The following is a 17563-nucleotide window of genomic DNA, read 5'->3' as shown; positions in this document are numbered from 1 at the left end:
CTTGGGGGGGAAGCCGAAGCCTCCCCTCCTAAGATAGACCACTCAGATATTTGACCCCAAAAGTCTTGGGTTGTAGTCTGACCTTTCCACAGGGCCGAACAGGCGTTGCAAAGCGTTGTTCCCTCTACACTTCCCGATCTTCACCTCGATCAAACCGAGCGCCTCAACAGGAGCTAAGAAGCTCTCGTTCTTTCGGATTGTACGATTGAAGTTCGACCTGTCAGCAATGCCAACAGCGTCCATCAATTCCGAGAAGTAGATGGGGGCTGTGGGGTCTTCCTGAAGGCAGCGTTGGATGTAGTCTACAGCGTCACCAACCTTGCCCCGAAGCGGCTTGTGAGCGGGTCTCCAAGTCTTTATCCGACAACCAGGGAACCACTCGGTTAGCGCCTTTCGGATGCCTGACTTCGGGGAAGCGATGATGTAAGCATTGCAGGGCAGACATCGTGACCCGTCACTTCCTCGCACTGAGGCCCTGCAGAGCGCTTGCAGCACTGCATGTCCATACTCCCCAAGACGAACATTGGCGATGAGATCACAGGGAAGAGCTTCTTCGAGGGAGCGACCAGTTGAGGCGTAGCTCAGACCCTCATAGTGGCTTTCTGGCAGGAAGAGCGTCCCGGCCAAGACTACATTTTGGATGTCCTTGAACTCGTTGGTTGCTTGATGAGCGCCCCAGTGCAGGAAGTGGACGCGGGAAGGATCAGTCTGCATGTAGCTGCAGATCAAGTCCTTCGGATCGACCCCTCTGGCATCCTTGTGATGTATGACCAACCATTCTTCATCGGGCTTGCTGTCGACGAGCGTAGCAACTTCCATAGCGAGTTGATCACCATTTTTGTGCCAGCTGTCTTTCCCTCCCCCTTGGTCGAGGACACTGATGATCAGCTGGTCGTAGGACTTGGGTGCAGAGCGCAAACGCTTCAGCGTTCCCCTCTGCTTCTCCCAGTGGCTGTAGGTCTGGCGCACCCGACCCGAGGCATCGAGGACCAGAAGAGGGACCAGATCACTTGGTAGCGCGTCTCGGATGTCGAGCGCAATGCGTTGCCTACCCATTCCACTCGCAACCCTCACAACACGTCCCGAGAGTGAGGCAAGCGCTTCAAGCCTTCGTTTGGCGTCTTCAGCATTTGCGACGCCGATAGCCCGCTTGAGTAACCCAGGGTCGATTTTGGGCAGTTGAAAGGTCGTGCCAGCTTGGCTCGAGATTAGCTGTTCTTGGATTGACTGGACCTGGTCTGCCAACTCGGAACTGACAGGCCGAAGAATTGGCAACAAGCTGCCTGCATCGTCTGAGGATAGAGAGACCACCTCTCCCGGCTCCAGCGTTTCATCCCAGACCCTGACCTGTCTTGGCTCTCCAAGGTAGTGGAAATCCCTGCAGTGAGAGAAGGAGCCCCCAGCACATCGCATTGCCAGCATTTGCTGCGTGGTGATGAGAACCTGTGCTTGGCTGGGATCGGTGTTGGATAGGCGGTTGGTTTGAGAGTCGGCGGTCAGGACTGCGAAATCCTCATCATTGAGACCAGCTTCTTTGAACAACCTCCCCACCTCGCTGAGCCGTGACACACACACCAAGACACCCACATTATGGTGGTCGTCAGATGATGTAATACACTTCAGAAACTCTATAAGAGTTGTGGTCTTCCCGACCCCAGGGTCAAGACTGGATAGGTACACTGAAGGCTCGCATTTGGCTTCAGCCATTTTTTCCAGTGTCGTTGCCACATCGTTAATGGCGAGTAGCTGGCTCGCTGATGGTCTAAGACCAAGCTGCATGAGCCGATCTATCAAGTTACCCATGGTTTGGGAGCGAAGCGAGATGTGACGGTTTGCTGCGTAAGTGGTATTATTATCTTTATAGCTTATTGGCTTTTGTACCAGTTGATCGGACGCAATCGCCGTGTGTATCATTTCCCCGATCATAGAGGCGGGCCAAGCATCAAGTGGACGCTCACCACCTCTAGTCAGGTTAGCTGTAGAACTGATTGGCGCTGGAAAGTTGGTTTTCATTGGATTTCCTGAGTTCATGGCACCATTGTACTTCTATGGTGGTCCCTAATTCTCAGGTGTTGACTTGGCGCGGCATCCGGGAGAGCGGTCTCTGCTAATCTGCTCTACGCCAAACCATTCCTGGCCTACTTGATTATTTACCCACAGGTCTGCAGAGCCCTATCGTCTTGAAACTAAGAAGGTTCGTGTCTTTTTTAGGAATAATTTTTCAGCAACCGAGTTCTCCAATCGAAACGCCTGGAAAACGAGAGAAGTCTTTTCTGCTGAGCGCAAACGATCCCTAATGCGATCAAAGAGATCTAGAGAGCCTTGAGTGACGAGTGGACAGAATCTAGAAACTCGACTTCCTTCATGTTGAGCCCTTTATCTTTCGAACCTTCATGCGCCCAGAGATTCCGCAGAGAATTGAACTGCGAAAACCATTTCAGCTTATCATTCTTTGTCTTGAAACCTTGCCCAATATCTATTGCGTAGTGGTCTTCAAATGTAAGAAAGCCCTCTGGAGCCGGATCAGGCTTTTTAACCCAGTAATCAGAGATAATTTTCTTGTAGTCTTTCAACATGAACTGCTCAGTCCATTCAATTTTTACAACTTCCAAACCTTCCTTGTAGTTCCTTTCTTCCTGTTCACTAGCTCTATGTAGGCACTCACGTTTAATGCTAGCTATCTCCAGCTCCCAATTATCTCCAAATATCAGCTTAAGATTACTCAGAATTGTTTTCTTGAGATGGCGTTCAATCGACGTACCAAGCTCCCGGCCCTTTTGTTGAAGTTCTTGGTTTTGCCGTTCTCGCCAATCTTCCAGTTCGGGCGGGTCATAATCGGAGAACTTCCTATTAAGGATATTCTGGAAGTTCCGCAGCCACGCAGTTTCAGCACCGCTTCCATGGATTCCCAACAGATGATTAGAGAGTTCTTTGTCCAAGTTTTTCAGCGCATCGAAAAGCGCCGTGAGATATTTTTCGATTCTTGAAAATCGGTCTTCATCAGAAACATTCAATGATATCGAAGCCGTTTTGCACTCATGAGTGTAAACGCTGCCTATCAATGATATGAAAGCGTAGGTCCCCTTGTTCGATACAATAAAATCGCTGAGTACCTCTTCTTGTGAAGACAACATTGTCTCTGCAAGCTCGTAACTATGGTTCAAAAGCGAAACGATACGCTGTTTTGCGGCCCTCATTTCCTTACGGTGATCTTGATTTTGAACATCATATAAACTCAGATTTGCACCCTTAGCTGTAAACTTGTTGCCTTTGGCCTCGGGCAGGAGGCCAGAGCGCAGGAGCGAATCCGCAAAGGGCTTTGCTTGCAGAGTAGCGCGGTCCTCACCAAGTGAAATTTTTCCAAACAAGGGTCCAGACTGGTCGCCACCAAGACTAGAAATAATTGATGATCGTAATGCCTTCATGCGAGAGTCAGCCCGCGCTGCATCCCAGAACAAGTCTTCCTCGAGAGTAATTCTAAGGGTGGGACTCACCGCCTTCTGATTCTGATTGATGTCCATGAACATCTCAAGTTGTTCGCTGGATTCTAAGTTTTTGAAGGCTACTACAGGGATGGTATTGGTAGATTTGAACTTACTTTGAGAGTAACCATAAACGCGATGCTGACCGTCTATTATGTAGGCGATTGCGTAAGCATTTGGTATTTTCAAAGTACCCGATCTCGACTTAGAGTGGGAAGAGCGACTATTCGCCTCAAACTGGATCTTCTGCCTTTTTTTCTCATTGAAGTTTATTATTACAGAATTGGGAAAATATCCCCCTTCTTCAATAAATTTTCCAATTCCCTTGAGTCTGTTAGGCACCAACAACCGTTGATAAGTCGGCATTTCTGCCTCGTTTGCCCGAGTTCTATGTAGAACAAATCCGAGTTTCAGTAATAGCTCGGGCTCCAGCGAAAACATATAGTAAGTCTTTGCGCCCATTCTTCCTTCAATAGCGGGCACCTCAATTTTTTCTGAATTGATGTTCTGACCTTTGAACACCATTCCTAAAAACTGGTAATGGGACGCGTCTTTGTAAGCCTTGATAAGACTGTTCACATAGTCAAAAGTGTTGTCATTAAAAAAGTATCCGCCGCACTCCTCTAGGCGCTGTACGTCAACACTTGCTCTATTAAGTCTCAAATTACGTGTAGCGAAAATAAACTTCATTCGCTTCCCTGGTCCAAACAGCTGTTCAATCACTTTTTTATGACCGTCAAGGCGTTGACTAAGGGCTTCGAACTCTGTTTTGAATGAGGGGGCCTTCTTTGCCTTGTCACTAGACTTACACTCAATAATCAAAACCACGTCACCGCTTACGGCGAGAACGTCTATCTGCTTTCTCTCCGTTTCATTTCTTCCAAAGGGTAAGCTGAGGTGCCGATCTACGTTTAGCTGGCGAAATCCAAGCTCATACATCTGGCACCAAATATCATCTTCAAATTGATCAGAATGTGATTTTGGCTTGCGCAGTTTTGTTTTTGTTTTTAGGCGTGTACCAAATTCTTCCCATCCATCCCTTAGGAACTCTTCGACGCGATTATGGTCAACATTTCTTTCGTGAAACTTTTTCTTTTTAGATTTATATATCTTTCCGAGCGTTGATGGATCTGAAGACAATTTTCCCTTAAGTTCCAAAACTTGCTCATCCGATAGCATAGCCATTCTTCAATCTCTCTCAGTTTTTCTCAAAAGATAAACACGGCTTCAGTAGTGGCGCCCCGAGCGGAAGCGTTGCCTGAGATGACTGAGTTGCGGTTGACAATAGTTGGCTCTCCCATTTCTTTATAAAGTCCCAAAATACTTTCGTGATGAGCGTTTGTTAGAACAATACGCGCCCCTCTTTGTCTCGCGGCTAACGCACATGACTTCAGGCGTATCTGGTCCTCCCAAGAAAAGATATTTTGGTTATATTTTACAAATCCATTTGTGTTGTGCGCGGTCGTGTAGGGAGGATCTAGAAATACGAGGTCACCAGTTCTCGCCTCCAGTAGAGTTTCCTCAAAATCGCATGTACTGAGTTTTGCTTTTTGAAGGGCATTAGATGCCGCCTCAAAATCATCATCTGGCATAATTACTTGAGTTTTCGTGCCTATTGGAACATTAAATTGACCTTTGAGATTTTCTCGATACAGTCCATTCCAACAAGTTCTATTCAGATAAAGAAATTGTGCAGCCCTTGTGTGTTTAGTTCTTCGTGTTCTAGATCGCTCCGAATAATAAAACGCCTTACAGTGCTTTGTCTGAAGTCGCTGTAGTTCTTTCCATACAAGGGTCCAGTCATCGCGTACTGCTTGGTAGGTTTCTACCAAGCGTGGGTTAACATCGGACAGTAATGCCTGTTTCGGCCGTAGATGAAAGAAAACTGCAGCCCCTCCGAGAAATGGCTCAATGTAGCGTCCATCATATTCGGGAAAGTTCACCTGGCTGGAAGCAACCAACCAGCGCTTTCCACCCGCCCATTTGATAAAAGGTTTCAATCGTAGTCCTGTCATTTTTTTCTCAACCTAAACTCTTATCTTGGATGAGTTCAAGAAGCTCTTCAGCGATAGGCGGCGCCACAGGTCTACCCAAAACGGATCCCGGCAGCAGTCCTCATTGGCAAGCACTGAGCTTAAGCTGAAGTCTTGTATTTAGGAAACGACCCCAAGACTTTTGGGGTCAAATATCTGAGTGGTCTATCTTAGGAGGGGAGGCTTCGGCTTCCCCCCCAAGCCCCCTAACATCGCCATTCATAGTGACGCTTCTCCTAAGGCTCTAAGTTGGCGGGTGACGCTTGCTTGCAACTTGAGCAATGGTGGAAGACGACAGTATCGTACCGAACCTGTGTGTCCTCGTAGCGCCCCTCCTGTAGCGTAGAACAAACCGTAGAACACATGGTGCCCGTTGACGGGGATTCGCCCCTGCTGATACCCTTTGTTTAGCTGAGGCTATGGGTTGATGCGGTGCCTGTAACGGGAGCTGAACGCAGAAGCGGGACGTCTCCTGGGCACCATAGCATCCGCTAAACTATTGTTTTGCCTCAGCTTTATCTCAGGATGGAGCTACCGTAGAACATGGCGGATCGTGCTATGTCTTCGGGTGAATAACAAGGATACGAAGTTGAACAAGGTAAAGGACAAAGTTAGAGTTTCCCTTGAGTTTGAGGTGGTGGACCAAGACCAACTGTTTGAAGCCGCCAAGAGAGCTTTGGAAGAGTTGAGAGAAGATGTGGTCGAAAAGCACGGAGAAGCCTCCGACTACCAATATGGATCGCCGCTCGACCAACTCATCAAGGAAGAACTGTTCGATCCGGGTGAGGGTCAGCTTCACCTTGCATCATGTCTCTTGGTGCTGCTCGATAAGGCGACGATCAAAGGTGCGGGTGTAGAGCTGGTCGCTTCTTCCGCAGGACCTGAATAGACCATCTTCCTTATCCAGAAATCAGGTGGCGTTGACCTTAGCTCTCTGGTTCGGACGCCACCTTCCCCATCCACTTTGACAATACGCTCAACGGATAACCCCTTCCGTATCCGTGTCCAACGCCCTCGGTCTGCCAGCCTCCGAGCTGGTCCACGATGTCTGCAGGACACTCAACTTCCCTTAGCCTGTCGCGCATCGAATGACGGAAACCGTGCATTGTGGCTTTGCCGCTGACGTATGGCTTCATCCATTTGTTCAGTGCCGCACTCGCTGAGTTTGCGTTGGTCTGTCCGTTCTTGTTGTATCGTGGAAAGGCGAACTCGCTATCCTTGACGCTGTCGTGGATGCGCTGAGCGGCCCAGAGCGCTTCACCCACAAGAGGAACTACGCGACTGCTGCCTGCGGTCTTTAAGCGACGCCAAGGATGCTCCCGAACGACAACATGGGGGATAGGATCGTCCAGGTTGAGATCCTCCACAGACAGACCAGCGGCCTCAGCGAGACGCATACCCGTGTCGGAAACCATCGCGACCAGCCAGCGCAGATCATCGTCGAATTTGCGACACTCGCTCTGCAGGGTGCGAATGGCTTTGAGCGTCAGCGGCTCTCGATCTTCAACGCCCGCGCTGCGGTCATAGTAAACCTTGCCGAACGGATTGGTGATGTCGAGGCCAACTTCGGCAGCGGCAAAGTTGAAGACCGAACGCACCGTTCCGATGACCCTCGTCATGCTACTACCTGCCAGGCCGCGTTCAATCAGGTTGTCGCGGAAGGCGTTCGCGTCAGCCTTGCTGTAAGCAGTGATGTCCTTATCTCCGCAAACGTCGATCACGTAGCCGCAAGAGCGTTCAGCTGCTCGATGAAAGGTAATGGGACGACCTTGGCCCTTGAGCCTCAGGTAGATACCCACGGCCTCCGAGAGCTTCACTGTATCGGCTGCTGCAGCAGAGGGGGCCGCCATGTTGGGGGCGGCGTTGGTGTTCTGCGCCAAACGCAGCATGTGCTTTCCCGGCAGGTCGCAGTCGTTGATCCTGAGGAAATACCAGTGTTCATCGAGCCGTTGCGCCGCTCTGAGTGCGCGAGAGGTAGCGACAGATGCTGATCTCGTGCGAAGCGAGAATGAGATTTTTGGTGATGTGTAGTGATGCTGCAGGTCCTTGGGGACGCGTCTCACGAAGTAGTAGATGCCGTCTTTGACAAATGAGTGAGGTGCAGTTTTGTTCTCCGCCATGTTCTACGGTAGCTCCATCCTGAGATAAAGCTGAGGCAAAACAATAGTTTAGCGGATGCTATGGTGCCCAGGAGAGGACTCGAACCTCCACGTCCATACGGACACTAGCACCTGAAGCTAGCGCGTCTACCAATTCCGCCACCTGGGCAGGTGTCGTGGAGGGGCGTTTAAGCCTACTCGCCGAGGGCGTCAACAGGATTCGAACGGAATTTCGAAAGTTTTTTTTCGGCCACCTTCCCACGGCGCGATCCCGCCGGTTCCGGCAGTGTTTTTTGCCTGATGCGCGGCGTTATTGCGCCTTGTTTGCCGGGCTTTGGAGCGGTAGATCGGAACAAGACCTACACAGCAGGAGCCCAACCATGTCCAAACTGGTCACGATTTACGGTGGATCGGGATTCGTCGGCCGCTATATCGCGCGACGCATGGCGAACGAAGGGTGGCGTGTACGGGTGGCGGTCCGCCGTCCGAACGAGGCAATCTTCGTCAAAACCTATGGCGTCGTGGGCCAGGTCGAGCCCATTCTGTGCAATATCCGCGACGATGCCTCGGTGGCCAGTGCGATGCATGGCGCCGATGCGGTCGTCAACTGCGTGGGCGTTCTGAACGAACTGGGCAAGAATGGATTTGGCGCCGTGCAAGCCGAAGGCGCGGGCCGCATCGCCCGTCTGGCGGCCGAGCAAGGCATTTCCCGCATGGTCCACATTTCGGCCATCGGTGCTGACGCGAATTCCGACAGCGAATACGCCCGCACCAAGGCCGCAGGTGAGGCTGCTGTGCTGACCCACATGCCCGATGCCGTGATCCCGCGACCCTCGGTGATCTTCGGGACCGAAGATCAGTTCTTCAACCGTTTCGCCGGCATGACCCGTATCTCGCCCTTCCTTCCGATCTTTGGCGCCGACACCCGGTTCCAGCCGGTGTTTGTGGATGATGTGGCGCAGGCCGCAGTCAAGGGCGTGTTGGGTCAGGCCGCACCGGGCGTCTACGAATTGGGTGGGCCTGAGGCCAAGACCTTCCGTGAGCTGATGCAGCAGATGCTCGGGGTGATCCACCGCCGCCGCATCATCATCGGTCTGCCGTTCTGGGTTGGGCGGATCATGGCCGGGGTTCTGGACATGCTGAAATTCATCAGCTTCCAGCTGTTTCCGAACAACATTCTGACCCGCGACCAGTTGAAGAACCTGCGCCGTGACAATGTGGTGTCCGAAGGAGCGAAGGGTTTTGCCGATCTGGGGATCGAGCCTGCTTCGCTGGAATCGGTTCTGCCGGAATACCTGTGGAAATTCCGCCCGTCGGGTCAGTACGACGACATCCAGAACTCGGCCCGGAACCTGCGCATCTGATCAGCTGTAAGCGACAATCAGCAGGATCGTACCCAGGATCACGCGATAGATCACATATGGCGTGAAGCTGACGCTACGCAGCAGACGCATCATCAGGTTCAGCGCCAACAGGGCCGAAACAAAGGCGAACACGGCTGCAATGGCGCTGTCCTTGGCCAGCTGAGCGTTGGCCTGCCCGATCACGTCCAGCGACAGCAGCGCGCCCGAGGCGATGATTGTAGGGATCGACATCAGCATCGCGATGCGCGCGCCGTCCTCGCGGGTATACCCCAAGTGCCGCGCGCCAGTGATGCAGATCCCCGACCGCGAGGTGCCGGGAATCAGCGCCAGGACCTGCCACAGACCCAAAATAATCGCGTCATGCAGCCCCCAGTCGGCGGCCTCTTTGGTCTGGGGGCCCTTCTGGTCCATCCAATACAGCAGCAATCCGAAGCCCAGCATCGTCCACCCGATCACCGCCACGGACCGCATCGCACTGCTGAGGCCGGTCAGGTGCAGGATCGCGCCGACGATAACGGTCGGGATGGTGGCGACGATCAGGGCCAGGGCCAGTCGGGACTGTGGGGTGTCGATGCGCCCGCGCAAAGCACGTGGCAGGCCCGCAAGGGCCAGTTTCACGTCGCTCCAGAAATACAGAACCACCGCGCCCAATGTGCCCACATGCACCGCGACGTCGATGGCCAGGCCCTGGTCTTCCATTCCGGTGAGGCTTGGCAGCAGGATCAGGTGGCCTGATGACGAAATCGGCAGAAACTCTGTGATCCCCTGGATGATCGCCACCAGAATCAGCTGAAAAAGACTCATCTGCCCGCCCGTGTTTGCGCCCGTGTTCTTTGCATTCAAGGCGTATAAGCGCGATCAGCAAAAGGAAAGTCAGGATTTAGGTCCGAAGTGGTCCTAAAAATGAACAGAAAGTCGCCCAAAGAGATCGATCTTTCCGATTTTTTCCAATTTAGGTCAGCACAATTGACTTTTCATCCGAATTGGCTTCGCATAAAGAAATCCGACCAAGCCAATTCATGGAGTCTGACCGTGGCCAAGCAACCGATGCTGAAATTTGTGCAGATCGATCGTGACATGCCTGAAAAGCGCGCCGCAACCGATCGCAGAGCGGACTTTCATGAAATCTATGCCGAATACGCCGCCGAAAAAGCCGCCGAGCAGGCCAGCCGTTGCAGCCAATGCGGTGTGCCGTATTGTCAGTCGCACTGCCCGCTGCACAACAACATCCCGGACTGGCTGCGCCTGACCGCCACCGGACGACTTGAAGAAGCCTATCAGACCAGCCAGGCCACCAATACCTTCCCCGAGATCTGCGGACGTATATGCCCGCAGGACCGACTGTGCGAAGGCAACTGCGTGATCGAGCAATCGGGCCATGGCACTGTCACCATCGGTGCGGTCGAGAAATACATCACCGACACCGCGTGGGAGGAAGGCTGGGTCAAACCTGTCGCTCCAACCGCCGAACGCCCCGAAAGCGTCGGCATCATCGGGGGCGGACCCGGTGGTCTGGCGGCGGCGGACATGCTGCGCCGGGCCGGGATCCAGGTCACGGTCTATGACCGCTATGACCGCGCGGGCGGCCTGCTGATGTACGGCATTCCGGGCTTCAAGCTGGAAAAGGACGTGGTTCAACGCCGCAACGACCTGCTAGCCGAGGGCGGCGTCACTTTTGAACTGAACTGTGACGTCGACGCTGCCAAGTTCGCCGATATCCGCGCCAAACATGACGCCGTGATCATTGCGACGGGCGTCTACAAGTCGCGGGATCTGTCCATGCCCGGCAGTGGCCTGCCCGGTATCGAAAAGGCGATCGATTTCCTGACTGCCTCGAACCGCAAAAGCTTTGGTGACGCGGTTCCCGAGTTCGACGATGGCCGCCTGAACGCCAAGGACAAGAAGGTGGTCGTGATCGGTGGCGGTGATACTGCGATGGATTGCGTCCGAACCTCGATCCGCCAGGGCGCGACCTCGGTCAAATGCCTGTATCGCCGCGACCGGGCGAACATGCCTGGCTCGCAGCGCGAAACACAGAACGCCGAGGAAGAGGGCGTGATCTTTGAATGGCTCAGCGCGCCCAAAGGGTTCGTGGGCGATGAGCGGGTCACCGGCGTGATGGTGCAGAAGATGCGCTTGGGCCAACCCGACGCCACCGGCCGCCAGGCCCCCGAAGTGATCGAAGGCGCGGATTACGTCGAAGAGGCCGATCTGGTCATCAAGGCGCTGGGCTTCGAGCCTGAGGACCTGCCCACCCTGTTCGGCCAGCCCGACCTGCCCGTGACCCGCTGGGGCACCATCAAGGCCGCGTTCGAAACTGGCGAGACCGAGATGGACGGCGTCTATGCCATTGGTGACATCGTGCGCGGTGCCTCGCTGGTGGTCTGGGCGATCCGCGACGGCCGTGACTGCGCCCAGGCCATCATTGACCGGTTCAACGGCAAGGCCGCGCTTGCGGCCGAGTGACCCCGCAGCCCAGCGACAGGAGGGACAGGATGCCCGAATTGCAAGGCCAATGCATGTGCGGTGCCGTCACCGTGACCGCGACCCCCGCCCGCGACGCGCTGGGCGCCTGCCATTGCGACATGTGCCGCCGCTGGACCAGCAGCGCTCTGGTCACCTTTCCGGCCCAGCCGGGCTATGCGGCGCTGGGGCCGGTCAAGACCTTCACCTCGTCCGACTGGGCCGAACGCGCCTTCTGCGAAGAATGCGGCTCGGCCCTGTGGTACCGGATCACCCTGCCGGGCGAGATGCACGGCCAGACACAGATCGCGGCCGGCCTGTTCGACAACGCGGCCGGCAACACGCTGAAACTTGAACTTTACATCGACAAGAAGCCCGAGGGTTACGCGTTCGCAGGTGAACGCCGCCAAATGACCGAAGCCGAGGTCATGGCCATGTACGCCCCGTCGGAAGAAGGAGACAGCCAATGACGAAATATGATGCCGATTGGGTCCGGGCCGAGGAAGCCAAGCGCAAGTGGATGGCCGAAAATGGCCTGTATTCCGAGCAGGAAGAGCATTCCTCGTGCGGGGTCGGCCTGGTGGTTTCGGTTGACGGCAAAAAAAGCCGCAAGGTGGTCGAGGCCGGGATCAATGCGCTCAAGGCGATCTGGCACCGCGGCGCGGTGGATGCCGACGGCAAGACCGGCGACGGCGCGGGCATCCATGTGCAGATCCCGGCCCCTTTCTTCTATGACCAGATCCGCCGCACCGGGCACGAGCCCAAGATGGACGAGCTGATCGCCGTGGGGCAGGTGTTCCTGCCGCGCACCGATTTCGGCGCGCAGGAACGCTGCCGGACCATCGTGGAAACCGAAGTTCTGCGGATGGGTTACTACATTTATGGCTGGCGCCACGTGCCGGTGGATGTCACCTGCCTAGGCGAAAAGGCCAACGCGACCCGGCCCGAGATCGAGCAGATCCTGATCTCGAATTCCAAGGGCGTTGACGAGGACACGTTCGAGCGCGAGCTGTACGTCATCCGCCGCCGGATCGAAAAAGCCGCCGCCGCCGCGGGGATTTCGAGTTTGTACCTGGCCTCGCTCAGCTGCCGGTCGATCATCTACAAGGGCATGATGCTGGCCGAGCAGGTCGCCGTGTTCTACCCCGACCTGATGGACGAGCGTTTCGAGTCGGCCTTTGCCATCTATCATCAGCGCTATTCCACCAACACCTTCCCGCAATGGTGGCTGGCGCAGCCGTTCCGGATGCTGGCGCATAACGGCGAGATCAACACGCTGAAGGGCAACATCAACTGGATGAAAAGCCACGAGATCCGCATGGCCTCGGCGACCTTCGGCGACTATGCCGAAGACATCAAGCCGATCATCGCCGGTGGGTCGTCGGATTCGGCGGCGCTGGATTCGGTGTTCGAGGTTCTGGTTCGCGCGGGCCGCTCGGCCCCGATGGCCAAGACGATGCTGGTGCCGGAAAGCTGGTCGAAACAGGCGGTGGAACTGCCGCAGGCCTGGCGCGACATGTATTCCTACTGCAACTCGGTGATGGAGCCCTGGGACGGCCCCGCCGCGCTGGCCATGACGGATGGCCGCTGGGTCTGCGCCGGGCTGGACCGCAACGGCCTGCGCCCGATGCGCTATGTAGTCACCGGCGACGGTCTGGTGATCGCCGGGTCCGAGGCGGGCATGGTCCCGATCGACGAGGCCAGCGTTAAGGAAAAAGGCGCGCTGGGTCCGGGCCAGATGCTGGCCGTCGACATGAAGAAGGGCAAGCTGTACCGCGACAAGCAGATCAAGGACAAGCTGGCCGCGGCCCTGCCGTTCGGCGAATGGGTCAGCAAGATCAACGATCTGGACGAAAAGCTGGCGAAGGTCGCCGAAAAGCCGCTGTTCACCGGTGAGGAACTGCGCAAGCGCCAGATCGCGGCGGGCTACACGGTCGAGGAACTGGAGCAGATCCTCGCACCGATGGCCGAGGATGGCAAAGAAGCGATCGCCTCGATGGGCGACGACACGCCCTCGGCGGTTCTGTCCAAACAGTACCGACCGCTCAGCCATTTCTTCCGCCAGAACTTCAGTCAGGTGACCAACCCGCCCATCGACAGCCTGCGCGAATACCGCGTGATGTCGCTGAAGACGCGGTTCGGCAACCTCAAGAACGTGCTGGATGAGGACAGCAGCCAGACCGAGATCGTGGTGCTGGAAAGCCCCTTTGTCGGCAACGCCCAGTGGGAAGAACTGGTGGCGAATTTCGATGCGCCGCTGGCCGAAATCGACTGTACCTTCGAACCCGGCACCGGCGCGCTAAGCGCCGCGCTGGCGCGCATCCGCGCCGAGGCGGAGGAGGCCGTGCGTTCGGGCGCGGGTCACCTGGTGCTGACCGACCAGTATTCCGGCCCCGGCAAAGTGGCGATGCCGATGATCCTGGCCACCAGCGCGGTGCATTCGCACTTGATCCGTCAGGGCCTGCGGACCTTCTGCTCGCTCAACGTGCGCTCGGCGGAATGCATCGACCCGCATTATTTCGCGGTGCTGATCGGCTGTGGCGCGACCGTGGTGAACGCCTATCTGGCCGAGGATTCGTTGGCCGACCGGATCGAACGCGGGTTGCTGGAAGGCAGCCTGACTGAAAACGTCGCGCGTTACCGCGAGGCGATCGACCAGGGCCTGCTGAAGATCATGGCCAAGATGGGCATCTCGGTGATCTCGTCGTATCGCGGCGGCCTGAATTTCGAAGCCGTGGGCCTGAGCCGCGCCATGGTGGCCGAATATTTCCCCGGCATGACCAGCCGGATTTCCGGCATCGGCGTCACCGGCATTCAGTCCAAGGCTGAAGGAATCCACGCCAAAGGCTGGGAGAGTGGCCTGGATGTTCTGCCTATCGGTGGCTTCTACAAGGCCCGCAAATCGGGTGAGACCCATGCGTGGGAAGCGACCTCGATGCACATGATGCAGATGGCCTGCAGCCGCGCCTCGTACGAGCTGTGGAAGCAGTACTCGGCCAAGATGCAGGCCAACCCGCCGATCCATCTGCGCGATCTGATGGATTTCAAACCGCTGGGCAAGCCGATCCCGATCGAGGAGGTCGAGTCGATCACTTCGATCCGCAAGCGCTTTGTCACCCCGGGCATGTCGCTGGGTGCGCTCAGCCCCGAGGCGCACAAGACGCTGAACGTGGCGATGAACCGGATCGGTGCGAAATCCGACTCGGGTGAAGGTGGGGAAGATCCCGCTCACTTCGTGCCTGAGCCGAATGGCGACAACCCCTCGGCCAAGATCAAACAGGTGGCCTCGGGCCGGTTCGGCGTGACCGCCGAATACCTCAACCAGTGCGAAGAGCTGGAAATCAAGGTGGCCCAGGGTGCCAAGCCCGGCGAGGGCGGCCAGCTGCCCGGCATGAAGGTCACCGATCTGATCGCGCGCCTGCGTCACTCGACCAAGGGCGTGACGCTGATCTCGCCGCCTCCGCACCACGACATCTACTCGATCGAGGATCTGGCGCAGCTGATCTATGACCTCAAGCAGATCAACCCGCGCGCCAAGGTGACGGTGAAACTGGTGGCGTCCTCGGGCGTGGGCACGATCGCCGCCGGGGTGGCCAAGGCAAAGGCCGACATCATCCTGATCTCGGGCCACAATGGCGGCACCGGGGCATCGCCCGCGACCAGCATCAAATATGCCGGCCTGCCGTGGGAAATGGGCCTGACCGAGGCGCATCAGGTTCTGGCGATGAACAACCTGCGCGACCGGGTGACCCTGCGCACCGATGGCGGGTTGCGCACCGGGCGCGATATCGTCATGGCCGCGATGATGGGGGCCGAGGAATACGGCATCGGCACCGCCGCCCTGATCGCGATGGGCTGCATCATGGTGCGCCAGTGCCAGTCGAACACCTGCCCGGTGGGCGTTTGTACGCAGGACGAGAGCCTGCGCGCCAAGTTCACCGGCAATGCCGACAAGGTGGTGAACCTGATCACCTTCTACGCACAAGAAGTGCGCGAGATCCTGGCCAGCCTCGGCGCACGGTCGGTCGACGAAATCATCGGTCGGGCGGATCTGCTGGCGCAGGTCAGCCGCGGTTCGGCGCATCTGGACGATCTGGACCTGAATCCGCTGCTGATCACCGTCGATGGCGCGCAAAACATCGTCTATGACCGTGACAAGCCCCGCAACGCGGTGCCTGATACGCTGGACTCTGAAATCGTGCGCGACGCTGCGCGGTTCCTGAAGGATGGCGAGAAGATGCAGCTGTCTTATGCCGTGCAGAACACGCACCGGACGGTCGGCACCCGCGTGTCCAGCCACATCGTGCAGAACTTTGGCATGCGCAACACGTTCCAGCCGGACCACCTGCATGTGAAACTGCAGGGCTCGGCCGGCCAGTCGCTGGGCGCCTTCGCCGCGCCGGGGCTCAAGCTGGAAGTGTCGGGCGACGCCAACGACTATGTGGGCAAGGGCCTGTCGGGCGGCACCATCGTCGTGCGTCCGCCGCAGGTCAGCCCGCTGCAGGCCGACCGGAATACGATCATCGGCAACACGGTCCTGTACGGCGCGACCGACGGGTACCTGTTCGCGGCTGGCCGTGCTGGGGAACGCTTTGCCGTGCGCAACTCGGGTGCCACCGTGGTGGTCGAGGGCTGCGGCTCGAACGGGTGTGAGTACATGACCGGCGGCGTTGCGGTGATCCTCGGTGACATCGGTGCGAACTTTGGCGCGGGGATGACGGGTGGCATGGCCTATCTGTACGACCCCGAAGGCAAGGCGCAGCTGCTGATGAACATGGAAACCCTGGTGACCTGCCCCGTAACGGTCGAGCATTGGGAGATGCAGCTGAAGTCGCTGATCGAGCGCCACGCCGCGGAGACCGGCAGCCGCAAGGCCGCCGATATCCTGCAGCACTGGGATGTCGAGCTGTCGAACTTCCTGCAGGTCTGCCCGAAGGAGATGCTGAACAAACTCAGCCACCCGCTGAGCCACGAGGCAGCGGCGGTTCCGGCCGAGTAAGACCGCCTGTGAAGCCTGCCCCGCGTGTTTGAAAAGACACGCGGGGTTTTCCTTTTGTGCCCTCCCGTTTCCGGATTTCTTGAAAAAACATTGCGTGTCGCTAGGCCTGTACACGGAAAGTTTGGAAATTTCGCCAATGCTTCCGCTTGCCACCAATTTCGCCAGGGAGTCGTCGCATGCCCACGACCTATCTTGACCAGTTCTTTGCCATGGATCCGGCCAGCCCGCCGGCAACGGGGACCCTTCTGACGGTTGAGAAGTACAATCTGGTCGACCAGAACGACGATGGCGACATCGACAGTTCCGACAATGACTCGGTCAACGGCATTGATGTCACCCGATCCTGGCCGGGCGACACGGTGACGATCAACGTGTCCGGTGTGGGAAACGTCACCTACACGGGAATCACCTTCTATCTGGCTGATGGCAGCCGCGTGTTCACCCCGACGGACGGTCAGGTGCTGCAAGAGGGAACGCTTGTCTCGACGACTTTCGTCAATACCGAAGGTCCCCTGGTGGTTCCGGGTGAGCTTGGGCCGCCGTGTTTTACTGCCGGAACAATGATAAAGACACCCGACGGATTGCGCTGCGTCGAGGAACTGCAGGCCGGTGACTTGGTCACGACGATCGACAATGGCCCGCGGGCTCTGATCTGGGTCGGCAGAACCACCGTCGCGGCCGAGGGCAACGCCGCCCCCATCCGCTTTGCCGAAGGGGTTTTGGGACTGGACCGTGACACTCTGTTCTCGCCCCAGCACCGGATGCTGATCGACGATTGGCGCGCGGCTTATTTCTACGGCCACCCCGAGGTTTTGGTTGCCGCACATTCCCTGGTCAACGGCACGACAGTGACGCGGGTCGAAGGTGGAGAGATCGAGTATTTCCACCTGTTGTTCGACCAACACGAGATCGTCATCGCCAACGGCGCCAAAAGCGAAAGCTACTATCCCGGCCACGCCGTTACGCGGTCTGACCGGGAAACCCAGGCCGAGCTGTTGCGACTGTTCCCGCAGTTGGCAGCGGTGGAAGATGGTGGTCCGAAAACCGCCCGTCCGGTGGTGCGCCCGCGCGAAGGGCGGCTGATCGCGTCATAATTCCGTTCCAAATACCGGTGCTGCGGCGT

General features: G+C 56.9%; 11 protein-coding genes and 1 tRNA gene. 6 read left to right on the top strand and 6 right to left on the bottom strand.

The genetic code is table 11. From position 1 onward, the window contains the following. Positions 1-42 precede the first annotated feature (42 nt). The 3 genes from ACR0EF_RS10365 to ACR0EF_RS10355 all read right to left on the bottom strand — a co-directional run bounded on the left by ACR0EF_RS10365 (position 43) and on the right by ACR0EF_RS10355 (position 5497). Positions 43-2013 (bottom strand): hypothetical protein, encoded by a 1971-nt coding sequence (locus ACR0EF_RS10365; protein WP_480771324.1) that lies wholly within the window; start codon positions 2011-2013, stop codon positions 43-45. Between the two features lie 299 nt (positions 2014-2312). After that, positions 2313-4667: a DGQHR domain-containing protein gene (locus ACR0EF_RS10360; protein ID WP_170373469.1), complete on the bottom strand. Its 2355-nt coding sequence runs from the start codon at positions 4665-4667 to the stop codon at positions 2313-2315. 23 nt (positions 4668-4690) lie between these two features. Next, the gene (locus ACR0EF_RS10355; RefSeq protein ID WP_170373470.1) at positions 4691-5497 is read right to left on the bottom strand and encodes a DNA adenine methylase; all 807 of its coding nucleotides are present in this window, start codon (positions 5495-5497) and stop codon (positions 4691-4693) included. A 607-nt stretch (positions 5498-6104) separates the two neighbouring features. Between ACR0EF_RS10355 and ACR0EF_RS10350 the strand changes: the two genes are divergently transcribed. Continuing rightward, a complete protein-coding gene (locus ACR0EF_RS10350) occupies positions 6105-6404 on the top strand; it encodes a hypothetical protein (RefSeq protein ID WP_170373462.1) in 300 nt (99 codons plus the stop codon). A 37-nt stretch (positions 6405-6441) separates the two neighbouring features. Here ACR0EF_RS10350 and ACR0EF_RS10345 read toward each other — a convergent pair whose 3' ends face one another. Together ACR0EF_RS10345 and ACR0EF_RS10340 are read right to left on the bottom strand one after the other, a co-directional pair. After that, positions 6442-7635 (bottom strand): DUF6538 domain-containing protein, encoded by a 1194-nt coding sequence (locus tag ACR0EF_RS10345; protein ID WP_170373461.1) that lies wholly within the window; start codon positions 7633-7635, stop codon positions 6442-6444. A 61-nt stretch (positions 7636-7696) separates the two neighbouring features. Beyond that, positions 7697-7783 (bottom strand) — tRNA-Leu (locus tag ACR0EF_RS10340). 211 nt (positions 7784-7994) lie between these two features. Here ACR0EF_RS10340 and ACR0EF_RS10335 point away from each other — a divergent pair. Further along, positions 7995-8978: a complex I NDUFA9 subunit family protein gene (locus tag ACR0EF_RS10335; RefSeq protein ID WP_170373460.1), complete on the top strand. Its 984-nt coding sequence runs from the start codon at positions 7995-7997 to the stop codon at positions 8976-8978. On the opposite strand, the gene ACR0EF_RS10330 is transcribed toward ACR0EF_RS10335, so the two are convergent. Continuing rightward, positions 8979-9782 (bottom strand): undecaprenyl-diphosphate phosphatase, encoded by an 804-nt coding sequence (locus ACR0EF_RS10330; RefSeq protein ID WP_170373459.1) that lies wholly within the window; start codon positions 9780-9782, stop codon positions 8979-8981. It lies immediately after the preceding gene. Between the two features lie 228 nt (positions 9783-10010). Here ACR0EF_RS10330 and ACR0EF_RS10325 point away from each other — a divergent pair, with 228 nt between their 5' ends. The 4 genes from ACR0EF_RS10325 to ACR0EF_RS10310 all read left to right on the top strand — a co-directional run bounded on the left by ACR0EF_RS10325 (position 10011) and on the right by ACR0EF_RS10310 (position 17534). After that, on the top strand, positions 10011-11444 hold the full coding sequence (locus tag ACR0EF_RS10325) for an NAD(P)-dependent oxidoreductase (RefSeq protein ID WP_170342501.1): 1434 nt from the start codon (positions 10011-10013) through the stop codon (positions 11442-11444). A 29-nt stretch (positions 11445-11473) separates the two neighbouring features. Next, the gene (locus ACR0EF_RS10320) at positions 11474-11911 is read left to right on the top strand and encodes a GFA family protein (RefSeq protein WP_005979708.1); all 438 of its coding nucleotides are present in this window, start codon (positions 11474-11476) and stop codon (positions 11909-11911) included. Further along, on the top strand, positions 11908-16440 hold the full coding sequence (gene gltB / locus ACR0EF_RS10315; protein WP_170373458.1) for a glutamate synthase large subunit: 4533 nt from the start codon (positions 11908-11910) through the stop codon (positions 16438-16440). The genes ACR0EF_RS10320 and gltB overlap by 4 nt, the downstream gene beginning before the upstream one ends. Before the next feature lie 176 nt (positions 16441-16616). Continuing rightward, positions 16617-17534 carry a Hint domain-containing protein gene (locus ACR0EF_RS10310; protein ID WP_170373457.1) on the top strand — a complete coding sequence of 306 codons (918 nt, stop codon included), beginning with the start codon at positions 16617-16619 and terminating at the stop codon, positions 17532-17534. The last annotated feature ends 29 nt before the right edge of the window (positions 17535-17563 follow it).

The sequence above is a fragment of the Ruegeria sp. CG8 genome (assembly GCF_056537165.1).
This window is presented reverse-complemented; position numbering and strand designations above follow the sequence as displayed.

What these genes read in the sequence shown, in the direction of transcription:
- ACR0EF_RS10365 (WP_480771324.1), bottom strand. Translation starts at nt 2,013, where the DNA reads ATGAAAACCAACTTTCCAGCGCCAATCAGTTCTACAGCTAACCTGACT.
- ACR0EF_RS10360 (WP_170373469.1), bottom strand. Translation starts at nt 4,667, where the DNA reads ATGGCTATGCTATCGGATGAGCAAGTTTTGGAACTTAAGGGAAAATTG.
- ACR0EF_RS10355 (WP_170373470.1), bottom strand. Translation starts at nt 5,497, where the DNA reads ATGACAGGACTACGATTGAAACCTTTTATCAAATGGGCGGGTGGAAAG.
- ACR0EF_RS10345 (WP_170373461.1), bottom strand. Translation starts at nt 7,635, where the DNA reads ATGGCGGAGAACAAAACTGCACCTCACTCATTTGTCAAAGACGGCATC.
- ACR0EF_RS10335 (WP_170373460.1), top strand. Translation starts at nt 7,995, where the DNA reads ATGTCCAAACTGGTCACGATTTACGGTGGATCGGGATTCGTCGGCCGC.
- ACR0EF_RS10330 (WP_170373459.1), bottom strand. Translation starts at nt 9,782, where the DNA reads ATGAGTCTTTTTCAGCTGATTCTGGTGGCGATCATCCAGGGGATCACA.
- ACR0EF_RS10320 (WP_005979708.1), top strand. Translation starts at nt 11,474, where the DNA reads ATGCCCGAATTGCAAGGCCAATGCATGTGCGGTGCCGTCACCGTGACC.
- gltB (WP_170373458.1), top strand. Translation starts at nt 11,908, where the DNA reads ATGACGAAATATGATGCCGATTGGGTCCGGGCCGAGGAAGCCAAGCGC.
- ACR0EF_RS10310 (WP_170373457.1), top strand. Translation starts at nt 16,617, where the DNA reads ATGCCCACGACCTATCTTGACCAGTTCTTTGCCATGGATCCGGCCAGC.